15 protein-coding genes are annotated in these 13,619 nt (G+C 35.2%); 11 read left to right on the plus strand and 4 right to left on the minus strand.

The annotated features are described in order from the left end of the window. The first annotated feature begins 117 nt into the window (after positions 1 to 117). The 7 genes from dinG (at position 118) to AC3WVZ_RS06605 (ending at position 7,073) form a co-directional block, all read left to right on the plus strand. Positions 118 to 2,922 (plus strand): ATP-dependent DNA helicase DinG, encoded by a 2,805-nt coding sequence (gene dinG / locus AC3WVZ_RS06575; RefSeq protein WP_065381958.1) that lies wholly within the window; start codon positions 118 to 120, stop codon positions 2,920 to 2,922. Between the two features lie 250 nt (positions 2,923 to 3,172). Further along, positions 3,173 to 3,343: a YpmA family protein gene (locus tag AC3WVZ_RS06580; protein ID WP_000412179.1), complete on the plus strand. Its 171-nt coding sequence runs from the start codon at positions 3,173 to 3,175 to the stop codon at positions 3,341 to 3,343. A gap of 7 nt (positions 3,344 to 3,350) precedes the next feature. Then, entirely contained in the window at positions 3,351 to 3,854 is a 504-nt protein-coding gene (locus tag AC3WVZ_RS06585; protein ID WP_000758741.1) for a cell wall elongation regulator TseB-like domain-containing protein, read from the plus strand. 18 nt (positions 3,855 to 3,872) lie between these two features. Next, a complete protein-coding gene (gene aspB / locus AC3WVZ_RS06590) occupies positions 3,873 to 5,060 on the plus strand; it encodes an aspartate transaminase AspB (protein WP_000761571.1) in 1,188 nt (395 codons plus the stop codon). Positions 5,061 to 5,180: 120 nt separating this feature from the next. Further along, positions 5,181 to 5,888, plus strand: a complete 708-nt coding sequence (gene dnaD, locus AC3WVZ_RS06595) for a DNA replication protein DnaD (protein WP_000728542.1) — start codon at positions 5,181 to 5,183, stop codon at positions 5,886 to 5,888. 15 nt (positions 5,889 to 5,903) lie between these two features. Continuing rightward, positions 5,904 to 6,551, plus strand: a complete 648-nt coding sequence (gene nth, locus AC3WVZ_RS06600) for an endonuclease III (RefSeq protein ID WP_000933030.1) — start codon at positions 5,904 to 5,906, stop codon at positions 6,549 to 6,551. Positions 6,552 to 6,554: 3 nt separating this feature from the next. Continuing rightward, positions 6,555 to 7,073 (plus strand): YpoC family protein, encoded by a 519-nt coding sequence (locus tag AC3WVZ_RS06605; RefSeq protein ID WP_000442650.1) that lies wholly within the window; start codon positions 6,555 to 6,557, stop codon positions 7,071 to 7,073. Between the two features lie 26 nt (positions 7,074 to 7,099). Here the strand turns inward: AC3WVZ_RS06605 and AC3WVZ_RS06610 are convergent, their stop codons facing one another. After that, positions 7,100 to 9,793: a PBP1A family penicillin-binding protein gene (locus AC3WVZ_RS06610; RefSeq protein ID WP_001283092.1), complete on the minus strand. Its 2,694-nt coding sequence runs from the start codon at positions 9,791 to 9,793 to the stop codon at positions 7,100 to 7,102. Positions 9,794 to 9,859: 66 nt separating this feature from the next. Further along, positions 9,860 to 10,462 (minus strand): Holliday junction resolvase RecU, encoded by a 603-nt coding sequence (recU, locus tag AC3WVZ_RS06615; RefSeq protein ID WP_000155598.1) that lies wholly within the window; start codon positions 10,460 to 10,462, stop codon positions 9,860 to 9,862. A gap of 103 nt (positions 10,463 to 10,565) precedes the next feature. Here recU and AC3WVZ_RS06620 point away from each other — a divergent pair, with 103 nt between their 5' ends. Next, on the plus strand, positions 10,566 to 11,591 hold the full coding sequence (locus tag AC3WVZ_RS06620) for a DUF2515 domain-containing protein (protein WP_000495658.1): 1,026 nt from the start codon (positions 10,566 to 10,568) through the stop codon (positions 11,589 to 11,591). Positions 11,592 to 11,742: 151 nt separating this feature from the next. Here the strand turns inward: AC3WVZ_RS06620 and AC3WVZ_RS06625 are convergent, their stop codons facing one another. Beyond that, a complete protein-coding gene (locus AC3WVZ_RS06625) occupies positions 11,743 to 11,922 on the minus strand; it encodes a hypothetical protein (protein WP_001987054.1) in 180 nt (59 codons plus the stop codon). Between the two features lie 85 nt (positions 11,923 to 12,007). Here AC3WVZ_RS06625 and AC3WVZ_RS06630 point away from each other — a divergent pair, with 85 nt between their 5' ends. Further along, on the plus strand, positions 12,008 to 12,250 hold the full coding sequence (locus AC3WVZ_RS06630; RefSeq protein WP_233936202.1) for a hypothetical protein: 243 nt from the start codon (positions 12,008 to 12,010) through the stop codon (positions 12,248 to 12,250). A 15-nt stretch (positions 12,251 to 12,265) separates the two neighbouring features. Continuing rightward, positions 12,266 to 12,610, plus strand: a complete 345-nt coding sequence (locus AC3WVZ_RS06635; RefSeq protein WP_000786939.1) for a YppE family protein — start codon at positions 12,266 to 12,268, stop codon at positions 12,608 to 12,610. Positions 12,611 to 12,636: 26 nt separating this feature from the next. Here AC3WVZ_RS06635 and AC3WVZ_RS06640 read toward each other — a convergent pair whose 3' ends face one another. Beyond that, complete coding sequence (locus AC3WVZ_RS06640; RefSeq protein WP_000242652.1) at positions 12,637 to 12,828, minus strand: YppF family protein; 192 nt, start codon at positions 12,826 to 12,828, stop codon at positions 12,637 to 12,639. A 177-nt stretch (positions 12,829 to 13,005) separates the two neighbouring features. Between AC3WVZ_RS06640 and AC3WVZ_RS06645 the strand changes: the two genes are divergently transcribed. Further along, positions 13,006 to 13,572, plus strand: a complete 567-nt coding sequence (locus tag AC3WVZ_RS06645; protein WP_000487610.1) for a YppG family protein — start codon at positions 13,006 to 13,008, stop codon at positions 13,570 to 13,572. The last annotated feature ends 47 nt before the right edge of the window (positions 13,573 to 13,619 follow it).

The following is a 13,619-nucleotide window of genomic DNA, read 5'->3' on the forward strand; positions in this document are numbered from 1 at the left end:
TCCATTGCGGAGATAGCTTTTTTGTGCATCTTTTCATTAAGATGAGATAAAACGTGGTATAGTAACATTATATAAATTATTGTTGTTTGAAAGGTAAGAAATTGAGGTGTTACATATATGAGTAAGCGTTATGTCGTTGTTGATTTAGAGACGACAGGGAACTCCTGGAAAGATGGGAAGGATAAAATTACCCAAATTGCAGCTGTTGTAGTAGAAGATGGAGAGATATTGGAGATTTTTTCGTCTTTTGTTAATCCAAAGAGAGAGATCCCACCATTTATTACAGAATTAACAGGGATTGATGAAAGTCTTGTAAAACAAGCCCCGTTATTTCAAGATGTAGCCCCGATGATTGTTGAGCTATTACAAGGTGCGGCTTTCGTTGCGCATAATGTTCACTTTGATTGGAATTTTTTAAATGAAGAATTAAGGCAAGCTGGATATACAGAAATACATTGTCCGAAAATCGACACGGTTGAATTGGCTCAAATTCTTTTGCCGACAGCCGATAGTTATAAATTACGTGATTTAGCTAAAAAGCATGAACTAGAGCACGATCAACCACATCGTGCGGATAGTGATGCTCTTGCAACAGCGGAATTATTTTTACAATTTTTAAATGAAATTGAAAAGTTACCACTTGTCACGTTGCAATCGCTTTATGAATTAAGTGATGTGTTCCAAAGCGATATAGCTGATGTGCTTTCTGAAAATATTTTAAAGAAAGTAATGCACGGTAAAGAAGATATAGCGGAGTATGAAATACATCGAAATATTGCGCTGAAAAAGCGGAACTATTCCTTAAACCTTGGAGAAACGTGTTCATCAAAGTTTGATGCTTTCTTGAATAAAACGATGGATAAATTGGAATCACATATGCCAAAGTTTGAAAGAAGAGAAAGTCAACAACTGATGATGAAAGAGATATATACGGCGTTAAGAGATTCTCGTTTTTCACTAATTGAAGCCGGTACAGGAACAGGAAAGACTCTCGCTTATTTGCTTCCTAGTCTTTATTTTGCAAAGAGAAAAGAAGAACCTGTCATTATAAGTACACAAACGGTACAACTCCAACAACAAATATTAGAAAAAGAAATTCCGTTATTACAAAAAATAATGCCATTTTCATTTGAGGCAGCTCTTCTAAAAGGAAGAAAGCATTATTTATGCTTACATAAATTTGAGTATGCTTTGCAAGAGGAAGAAAAAAATTATGATATGGCACTTACAAAGGCGAAGATTTTAGTTTGGCTATTGCAAACTGAAACAGGTGATCGAGACGAATTAAATATTCCTGAGGGCGGAAAGTTACTTTGGAATCGTATTTGTAGCGATGCGTATAGTCCAGGCGGTATGCAAAGTAATTGGTTTAGTCGTTGTTTTTACCAGCGAGCGAAGAATAAAGCTTTATTTGCAGATATCGTTATTACAAATCATGCGTTATTATTTCAAGATTTTTCAAGTGAAGAACCGTTGTTTGCTTCATGCGAACATATTATTTTTGATGAAGCTCACCATATTGAAGAAGCCGCGAGTAGAACATTGGGTGAACAGTTCTCTTGTATGTATTTTCAATTGGTTATATCTCGTCTTGGGACACTAGAAACAGAAGATGTACTCTCCAAAGTATATAAAATGATGAAAAAATCAGAGCAAGCATCTCGTTCAACTTTCCGTATGATAAGTTATAGTTTGAAGGAACTTAAGTTTGATGCGGATGAACTCTTCCAAATGTTACGTACTTTTATATTTAAACAAACAAAGCAAGAGCAAGGAACGAATAATATGCCGCTCATCTATAGGTATAACGCAGAACTAGAAAAAGGTAAGTTGTGGGATAGTATCGTCGAATTAACAAATCGTTTTATATATGAATTAAGAAGGGTAGTAACTGCTCTTGAGAAGCAAGTGGATATATTGCAAAGTAAGTTAGAATGGGAGATGCATGTTGTAACAGGTGAATTTATGCATTTAATTGAGTTGCTGAGAAAGATGGCAGAATCATTACAGTTACTCGTATTAGAAAAGAATTCGTATGTAACTTGGATGGAGACTGAAACGAAAGGGACGATTCATTCAACAGTTCTATATGCACAGCCTGTTCATATTGGTGAAAGATTTGCTGATGAATTTTTAACAGAAAAAAAGAGTGTTATTTTTACATCCGCAACACTAACAGTTAACGATACGTTTGATTATATAAAAGAGGAACTTGGTTTACATGATTTCGCTCCAAATACTTTAAAGGTTCCGTCGCCATTTCGTTATGATGAACAGATGAAATTAATGGTGTCAACGGATGTACCTTTTATTAAGCAAGTAAGTAATGAGCGATATATTGAATCTATATCGGAACATATTGCAAAGATAGCGAAAGCCACAAAAGGCAGAATGCTCGTTTTATTCACTTCGTATGAAATGTTAAAAGAAGCGTATGCGAATTTAAAAAATAATGATGAATTAGAGGGGTATTTATTACTGACCCAAAGTGTGAATAATAGAAGTCGAAGCCGCTTAATTCGAAAGTTTCAAGAATTCGACAAATCAATTTTATTAGGGACGAGCAGTTTCTGGGAAGGAATAGATATTCCAGGAGATGCCTTAAGTTGTCTTGTTATAGTCCGTCTACCATTTACACCTCCTCATCAGCCGATGATGGAAGCGAAAGGTGAGTGGCTAAAAAATCAAGGTGAAGATGTATTTGCTAAATTAGCGCTTCCACAAGCAATATTACGTTTCAAACAAGGATTCGGCCGCTTAATTCGAACGAATACAGATACAGGAACGGTAGTAGTGTTAGATCGTCGTTTAACGAGTTCTTCCTATGGAAAACGATTTCTACAATCGATTCCTAACGTACCTCTTTATGAAGGGCCATTAGAAGAATTGTTAGTACAATTAGAAGAACCACCAAATGAATAAAAATGGAAGAAAAATACGCCTGAAGTACTTATAAACTTCAGGCGTAAAAAATGTGGGTAGGAGGAATTTTATTTTTCTTACTTCTTGTATACAAAATGTGTTGGTTTTCGACTTGAAACCTTTTTTTGCTGTACATGTCCTGCTATAATAGATGGGTGATGAAGCAGGGGTTGTAAAGAATGTACTCTTATTGTAACCGCATTGCGTTCTTCTATAATTAGAAATTTTTGTGTAACGGAGGAGTTTTTTCATGGAGAAGAAAATCGAAGTACTATCAACGACGCGTATTAAATATTCGTCGGATTTGTATAAAATTGTTGATAGTTTAAATCGTACGTTAAAAGAGCAGGACCTCATGTTCGGACTAGCATTAGACGAAAAAGATAAAGAAACAGCTGTATTTACGATTTACAGAACGTAGTGATACAATGAAAAAGTGGATCTTTGCAATCATTATTGTTATCGTTGCTAGCGGAATATATGGGGCGTATGTTTATAATAAAGCGATGGGAAAGAAAATTCCAAAAGAGTCGAAATTTGTAGAAATTGCTAAAGAAAAAGCAAAGCTTACAAAGGTGAAATCTGTTGATTATTACAACGGAAAATCTGCATATATAGTCGTGCAAGGTACAGATGAAAAGGGAGAACAACTTATCGTTTGGGTGCCTGAGAAAAAAGGGGATACTGTAGTAAGGAAAAAGAGCGAAGGTATTTCTGAAAAAGAGGCTATACAAAGAACAGTAGAGCAAGTCGGCAATGAAAGTAAGGAATCAAAAAGTAAGCCGAAAGAGATTATGAAAGTGAAATTAGGCTTTGAAAATGATGTACCACTATGGGAAGTTACATATATTGATGATGACAATCGTTATAGTTATTACTATCTTGAATTTAAAGATGGAAAATTTTTAAGACGATATAGCATTGAAAAATAGATGTAGGGGGAACTACAAATGAAATTAGCAAAGCGAGTAGCTGCTTTAACACCGTCTTCAACTTTAGAAATTACAGCAAAGGCACAAGCATTAAAAGCAGAGGGTCATGATGTAATTGGATTAGGGGCAGGGGAACCTGACTTTAATACACCAGAGCATATTATGGATGCTGCACATAAAGCGATGTTAGAAGGGCATACGAAGTATACACCAACAGGTGGATTACAATCGTTAAAACAAGAAATTGTGAAGAAATTTACTCGCGATCAAGGTATTGCGTATGATCCATCTGAAATTATTGTATGTAATGGTGCAAAGCATGCATTATATACATTATTCCAAGTATTACTTGATGAGGGAGATGAAGTTATCATCCCAACTCCTTACTGGGTAAGCTATCCAGAGCAAGTAAAGCTTGCTGGCGGTAAGCCGGTTTATGTAGAAGGTTTAGAAGACAATGAGTACAAAATTACAGCAAAGCAGCTGCGTGAGGCAATTACAGAGAAAACGAAAGCAGTTATTATTAATTCACCGAGCAATCCAACAGGAATGATTTATAGCAAAGAAGAATTACAACAGCTTGGAGAAGTATGTTTAGAACATGATATTTTAATCGTTTCTGATGAAATTTATGAAAAATTAATTTATGGTGGCGTAGAATATACTTCAATTGCCCAGCTTTCTAATGCATTAAAAGAACAAACACTTATTATTAATGGTGTATCTAAATCTCATTCTATGACAGGATGGCGTATTGGATATGCTGCAGGAAATAAGCAGCTTATTAAAGCGATGACGAACTTAGCGAGTCATAGTACGTCAAACCCTACTTCAATCGCTCAATACGGCGCAATTGCGGCATATGCAGGCTCACAAGAACCTGTGGAAACAATGCGTCAAGCCTTTGAAGAGAGATTAAACATCATTTATGATAAATTAATTCAAATCCCTGGCTTTACTTGCATTAAACCGCAAGGGGCATTTTACTTATTCCCTAACGTAAAAGAAGCTGTAGCTTTATCAGGATATGCAACAGTTGATGATTGGGCAAAAGCTCTATTAGAAGAGGAAAAAGTGGCTCTTGTACCAGGTACAGGATTTGGTGCTCCAAATAATGTTCGCTTATCATATGCGACATCTCTTGAACAAGTAGAGAAAGCATTAGAGCGTATCCATACATTTATGAAAAGTAAAGTGCAAGCTTAATTTTATATTTCATTCATGTAATATAAAAAACCTCCCCATTAATAGGGAGGTTTTTTTGACGAATTGTGGCAAAAAGAAATAGCTAAAGGTGTGTTATACTAGAGAGCGAGGTGTTTGGTGATGAAAAAGAAAATGATGTTACAGTGGTTTGAGCAGGGAAGCATTGCAATTCCAAAATTACTTATGATGCATTATAAAAAATTAGGTTTAAATGAGACGGAATTTATGGTCGTACTTCATGTACACACATTTTTAGAATCAGGTAATTCGTTTCCGACTCCATCAGAGATTTCTGAACGGATGACGATAACGGAAATGAAATGTATGGAAGTAATTCAAGCATTGATTCAAAAAGGGTTTTTATCACTAGAAGGTGGACAAAGATCAGAAGCGATGATGTGCGAAAGTTATTCTTTACAACCGTTATGGGAAAAAATATTACATTTCTTAATGGATGAATCAATAGAGGAAGAGCAAAAAGAAAAAAAACAGCTGCAAGTAAATTTATATACAGTATTTGAAAAAGAATTTGGAAGACCACTTTCGCCGTTCGAATGTGAAACGTTAGGAATGTGGGAGGACCAAGATCAACATCATCCAAATTTAATTCAAGCGGCTCTTAGAGAAGCTGTAATGAGTGGAAAACTAAATTTCCGATATATTGATCGTATTTTATTTGAGTGGAAAAAGAATGGAATTAAAACGGTAGATCAGGCTCAAAATCAAGGTCAAAAATTTAGAGCGAATCAACAAAGAGCACAACAAATGACAAAACAAGAGACGAAATTTACTGGAAAAGTGCCTTTTTATAATTGGTTGGAGCAGTAATATAGGAGGAAGTATATGTTAAATAAAACGCAAATTCGCTATTGTTTAGACACAATGGCGGATATGTATCCAGAAGCACATTGTGAATTAATTCATGAGAATCCTTTTGAATTAGTAATCGCGGTGGCACTATCTGCACAATGTACAGATGCACTTGTAAATAAAGTGACGAAAAATTTATTTCAAAAATATAAAACACCAGAAGATTATTTAAGTGTATCTTTGGAAGAGTTACAACAAGATATACGTTCTATTGGGTTGTATAGAAATAAAGCAAAAAACATTCAAAAATTGTGTCAGATGTTGCTGGATGATTACAATGGAAAAGTTCCAGAAGACCGTGACGAGTTGACGAAATTACCAGGAGTAGGGAGAAAAACAGCAAATGTAGTTGTTTCGGTAGCGTATGGCATCCCGGCAATTGCTGTTGATACGCATGTAGAAAGAGTGAGTAAACGGTTAGCGATTTGTAGATGGAAAGATTCGGTGTTAGAAGTAGAAAAAACATTAATGAAGAAAGTACCGATGGATGAGTGGGGAGTTACACATCATCGTATGATTTTCTTTGGACGTTATCACTGTAAAGCACAACGACCGCAATGTGAGGAGTGCAGACTGTTAGAAGTATGTCGTGAAGGAAAGAAGCGAATGAAGGTGAAATAAAGGATGGAGCGAGTTATAGAAATACCGAAAGAATTTCACTGTTTACCATTTTTTAAAGAAAGTGTAAATTTAATTAAGTATCATACAGACAATTCTTTTGAAGAGATAATACAAAATACTTACTTTATATTTGATATTGAAAGACAGTATGAGCCGTGGAAGGAAATTGAAAACAGCATTCCAGCGATGTTGAATGTATGGAAAAATAAGCATGAAGACATTGCTATACTGTTTCGAAATAGAAATAAGCAAGAGGCTGAGGGACCAATGATTCTTTTTGCAGCTCACTTGTTATCGGTTGTCTATTGGCTAAATGAACAACCTGTTCATAGTTTGAATGAAATGCAAATAAATACGAATAAATTAAAAGTGCAACCTGTTAATTTTATGGAAAGATATTCATTCATTATAAAGAAACCGAGTAATTATCATTCTTATATTCAATTAGCGCAGTTGTATATCGAAATAGAAAAGCTGTATGTAAAGAAAATGATAACAAAAAAGAAGTCCGCTTCTCGTTAAGAGAAACGGACTTCTTTTTTTGTATATTAGGACTCTGTTGTAACAACAGCACCGTCTGCGTGAGGTGTATCTCCTCCGGTATTTTGGTGTTGCTGTTCTTGTTGTTTCTTAGCCTCTTCTTCAGCTTTTTTCTTGGCCTCTTCTTCAGCTTTCTTCTTAGCTTCTTCTTCAGCTTTTTTCTTAGCTTCTTCTTCAGCTTTCCTTCTAGCTTCCTCATCAGCTTTCTTTTGAGCTTCTTCTTGCTGTTTACGTTGTTGTTCTTGCTGTTGTTCTTGTTGTTTCTTAGCCTCTTCTTCAGCCTTTTTCTTAGCTTCGTCTTGTTTTACTTTATCTTCATTAGCCTTTTTCTGGGCTTCCTCATCAGCTTTTTTCTTAGCTTCTTCATCGGCCTTTTTCTTAGCCTCTTCTTCAGCTTTTTTTGCATCTGGAGTTCCGCCAGGCGCAGTGAAGGATGCACCAACTGCTGGGCTTGTGCCAGTACCTTTTTTCGCTACTACAGAGAAGCTGTAAGTAACACCTGGTTTAATACCACCAAGAGTAGCTGTCGTACCACTTATTGATAGGCTACCACTTGAACCGTCAGTTGCTTTATAGCTGGCTGCATATGCATCAACTTCTGCTGGTCCAGACCAGTTTAGTGTAACTGTGCTAGCGCCATCAAAAGTGACATTCAGACCACTAGGGGCATCTACTTTAATTTGTTTAATTGCATCTTTTTTCGCACCTTTTACGTATAACTCTCCGTTTATTTCTTGTACAGAAGAAGGACGTTCAAAGCGTGATTTATCTGTAGCGAATTTGCTCATCATTACTTGGAACATTTGCTGTGCAATTTTAGTATAACGATCACTAATGTAGTTTTCTGGACCATTCTTTACGTAACCAGTCCATACAGCCATCGTATATTGTGGTGTATATCCAGCGAACCAGCTATCCCTGTTTGCATCAGCTGGAATGCCGTATTTCTTTAAATCTTTTGCATCAAAGTTTTGCGTTCCAGTTTTACCCGCTACGTCAACACCTGAAACATATGCTGTTGGTCCTGTACCACCAGAACCAGGTTTTACTACGTCACGAAGAACGTCAGTTACCATGTAAGCTGTATAGTCTTGCATAGCGCGTTGTTCTTTCGGTTTAAAGCTTTTCTTTTTCCCGTCCGGGAAGGTTACTTCTTTTACGAAGTGTGGTTTATTATAGTTACCACTATTACCGAAGGTTGCGTATGCACCTGCTACTGCTAATGGAGAACTATCGTTACTACCAATTGCAGTAGATTCATGTACTCCATTTTCAAATGTCATGCCTAAACCTTCAGCAAACTCTTTTGATTTATTAAGTCCAACTGTTTGAGCTGTCTTTAAAGCCGGGATATTTAATGACTTCTTCAATGCTTCACGAAGTGAAACGTCACCTTTAAAACTCCCTGTAGCATTTTTAATCTTTGTGCCATCCGAATAAGTATATTCAGAGTCATTTAATTGATGGTAAGTAGACCATTGAAGATTCTCAATCGCTGGACCGTAGTCGAAAATTGGTTTCATTGTTGAACCAACTTGGCGTTTTAAATCAGTTGCCATATTATGACCTTTGAAAGTGGACTTATTTTCTTTACGTCCAGCACCAATTGCTCGAACTTCTCCAGATTGTGTATCCATAAATACGAATGATCCTTGGAATTGATCGTTTGGATACTTAATAAGATTACCATCCATAATTTTTTCAGCGTAATCTTGAGCATCTTGATCAAGTGTTGTATGAATCGTTAAACCATCTGAACCGATATTTACATCAGGATATTCTTTTTCAACTTCTTTTACAACCGCATCTAAAAATGCTTGATACTTCATCTCAGTTACTTCTGAAGACGGTTGAAGGCCCTCAGTTACTGGGATCTTAACGGCGTTATTCATTTCTTCTTTTGTTATATAACCATGTCGATTCATTAATGATAATACGACATTACGACGATTTGTTGCTCGTTCAACATTTTCCTTTTTTGTTGGATCATAAATGTTTGGACCTTGGGGTAAACCAGCGAGCATAGCAGCTTCATGTAATTGCAAGTCTTTTAAATCTTTACCATAATATTTTTGCGCTGCTGTCGCAATACCGTATGAACGGTTACCTAAATTAATCTTATTTAAGTACATTTCTAAAATCTCATGTTTAGAGTATTGTTGCTCTAATTTGTAAGATAAGTACCATTCTTGTACTTTTCTTTTAGCAGTTTTGTCCATCGTTAGAAAGTAGTTTTTAACGACTTGCTGTGTAATCGTACTACCACCTTGGGAACCGAAACCACCAGTGACATTTTCCATAACTGCTTTTGTAGTTCGTTTAAAATCAATTCCATTATGATCATAGAAACGCGAATCCTCAGTTGCAAGGAATGCATTTTCAACTACTTTTGGAATTTGATCATAAGTAACGTGTGTTCGTTTTTCAGCACCGTATTCATAGAAGAAATTCCCGTTTTTATCAAGAAACTTTGTTGATAAAGGATTAACAAGTTTGGCTTTGTCTAATTTTGGAGCATCCTTTACCATAACAAAGAAAGCGGAAACGCCGGCTACAAGACCAACGATACCAAGAAGTAGACAACCTATAAGAAATTTCTTGAAAAAGGAGCCTTTTTTCTTTGGTTTTTCTTCTTTATGTGTTTTTTTCTCTTGATTTTTCACATGATTTCGTTCTGTACGAGAACGATAATTATCTGACATTATACTTTCTCCTACCTTTCATTCTCTCCCCCAAAAGTCGAAAAAAGAGCCTTAGTGATGACTCTATCACGAAAAATAAACCATGTCTAGTACACGGATATAGTCAATCCGAGGGTGATAACCGCATGATAATAAGGATCCATGCTCTTCTATTTCTTCTTTCGTAATCGACTTGCGTCCACCAGTATTTTGACGATTCCAAAATGCAATAATATGTTTTGCATCTAGTAAATAAAATTCATCAAAAAGTGTAAATTTAATAATAACAAATGCAATTCCATTATGAGCAACCACTTGCTTCATATGTTCAATTTGATGAAGGTGGAAGTTTTGAAGTGGGAAACTAGTTTTATTTTTTGTTTCCTTTGCTTCAAAATCGATGTATTTCCCTTTGTATACACCGTTGTAATCTGTTGTAGAAGGTTGTTTAAAATACGCTTCTTTTACCACTGCAGCACTTCGAGCGGGGTAATCTACTTTTACAATTTGAAGAGGTGTAGGCTTTTTATGTACACATGCAATATTATGGGTTAAGTAATATTGATTTGTTTCATTCAATTCCTCTTCAAGGGACATACCTCTATTACTATAAGTATGTGTTTTTATAGGTGTTTTTTGAGGTTGTGAAGCTTGATTATACCTTTTTCCATTTGGGTAACGAATGGTCATAGTGTGTCCACCCCCAACTTGCTAAGAATTACTTACAAAGGTGATTATATCAAAAAATGAAAAAAGATGTGACCTTTTTGATGAAAGGTATGATGACTTATTTATGTTTACATGGAATGATTATATGAAAATGAAACAAAATCGAGAAAAAAATTTTTGTACAGAGGAAGAAAAAGCAATCATTCACAATATTAAAAAGAAAACAGAAATAGCTAATGTGGACAATATTTCTCGGACACAATCTTATCAAGAATATTATTTAAGAAATAGTGAAATCAGGTGGGCCTTTTTAGCGAGTATGGTTTCGAGAAATGCGGGCTGGAATATGACTGATTTAGAAGGGAGATATTATGCTACTGTTTTACCTAGAACGGTAAAAAAACATTTATTTATTCTGTACGAACAGGCTAATTGGATTATTTTTTTAGATGCATTTCCTCAGCTATTATTGTATGAGGAAAGTAAGAAGAGACGTGCACCTCTCTTTCATTTGTTGCAATATTTCAACGTATCAATTTTTATGGAAAAAGAATGGTTACTTTTCTGGGAAAGAAGAGATATGAATAGGCTTATGACAGCGCTTATTATAAATGAACAAAATAAAATTCAAAAACCAGTCATTGAGAACACATATTTTAAAAAACATGTATTCCATACTGCACTTTTTAAAGTACAAGAAAGACTTCATATTAGTGCAGTTATCTTCCCAACAATTGAAGGGAGAATGTATGGATTTTCGGTTTATCAATTTGAAACGTTACAACAGCGCATAGAACTAGGAAAAAAATTAGCATGGTTATTGTTTCATCCAATTTATAATGGTTCGTTTTATAAGTTTGCATTGCAAACTACACATACTGGGTCTAGAGAAGATTATGAAGTTTACGCAAAGGAAACTCGAAAGTCTTATACGCCAACACTTAGAGATATTTATCCTGTTATTTTACATGAAGAAATAAAAATGAGAGATTGGTTTTGTGCAAATATGAAAATGAATGTGCTATTTGTACCTGAAGAACCTAAAGGGGAAGTTAATATAACAGAATGGTATAGAAGAAAGAGAGAACAAATCTATAGGCTATCTATCGCAAATCGTTTTGCTAAAAGGATGGATGAGTTCATGATATAATAAAAAAGAAGTCCCGTCTTCCATTTTGAAGACGGGACTTCTTAATTTGAAACAATCCTGCTATGTGTGCTACAACTTTAATCTCAAAACGTAATGCTAGTAGGAGATTAAGGGTGACTTGAAATTTAACTGTTCGTAATAAAGTCTCGCTTTATGTAGCAGGGAAGTTTGGACCATCTAGCTTTGGATTGCCAGTCTCGGGTTTATTTTGTTGTTTGTTTTGGTTTTTCTTTTTTTCATTTTTGTTCTTTGCCATTGTAATACACCTCCTTTTTGTATTGTTACCATTTCTATAAATGACATACGAAATGATTTCTTTGACGAATAACAACTAGTTTTGTCATGTGGGCAGGAGTGGTGAATCATTCGGCGAAATTACATGACAAAGGAAAAGCAAAGAAGGAGGCGTTTTGTATATGGCGATGGTTCAGAAGGAAGATGTAATGAAAAAAATGGATCAAATGTTAAGTTCTCTCGATTTGCTGGAAATGAATATAGGGATTAGAATGAATCATGCATTAAAGGATGCGAGTGCAAAAATATGCAATAAGATAGAAATAACAGAAATGCATATTGAACATATGGAAAATAAATTAGTGCATCACGAAGAGAAAGGGAATTGGGTAAAGACATTTCAAAACGTCGTAGTGAGTGCATAATAAGGTGGGAAAGAAATGAAGAATGAAGCATTAATACAGTCTTCAGAAAAACTCATGCAGTATAATAATGAAGCGAATGTAAAAAAGAGAGAACTAACCGAATACGACTTTTATAAGGATATGAAACCGTTTGTAGATATGGTAGATGAGGAATTAAAGAAGTGGAAAGAATTAGCTTATAAGTGGATTAAAGAAGAAAAGCCAAAATATATACATGTACAGCAAATTGATCAAGTATATGATAATTTACAAACGAATGTGTTGCAATGCTTTGTAAATAAAGGTAAAGGTAAACGATTCTTTGAAACACACCAAGCCATTTCGTATACTTTGCAAAATATAGTTGAGCAATGTAAATAACAAGAGGGAGAGCCCTCTTGTTATTTTTATGCTTCTGTCATTGTTGTAGGTTTTGTTGCGCCGTTTATTTCTAATTCTTTTATTAATGTTCGATAATCTGATATGCATATTTTTCCTTCGAGATACCAATGTCTCGCAAAGTCTAATAATTCATTTGCATTCTCTGTGCAATACCCCTTTTTTTGAGAAAACGCTTGTTTTAAATCCCCTAATACCATGTTGATTCCTCCCCCATGAGAATCTTCTTCTCCATTATCATAGCATGGAAGGGTTTTCTTTTTTAATTTTTTAAAAATTTAAACTTCCGACAAAAATAGACAGATACTCCATCACACATATTATTTTATAGGTACATATTATATATGTAGAAACTTATGTGAAGGAGGAGAGAATGCATGTTTCAACAACCTAACTTATATCAGCAAACGAATCCATATGCACAGCAAAATATGTACCAATATAATACGGATACATATTTACGGTATAATATGTATCCTTTCGAGCCTTATTATGGAAATCAAAATTATTATCAACCGTTTGAAGTGTCCTTTATGAATCAAGCTCAACAACCACAACAGCAGCAGCAACCTTATGTGAATCAAGCTCAACAACCACAACAGCAGCAACCTTATGTGAATCAAGCTCAACAATCACAAGCTCAGCAACCATACATGAATCAACCACAGCAGCAGCCTTATATGAATTCGCAATATTATATGCCACCACCATCTCCGTATGCTAATCAACAAGCGATGTTTTATCCACCAAAACAACCGTACCCGACGCAGGGTAAGCAAAAGCAACAACAGCCAAGTCAGTTTTCTAGTTTTGTTTCTCAATTTAAAACATCAGATGGTAACTATGATGTAAATAAAATGATGAATACAGCTGGACAAATGATGAATGCGATGAATCAAGTGACAGGTATTGTAAAGCAAGTTGGAGGCTTTTTTGGTAAGTGATGTTGAAGGATTGTCTATAAAAACAATGTAAATGAAATAAAGGACTA

Source organism: Bacillus sp. CPT56D-587-MTF (genome assembly GCF_058792335.1).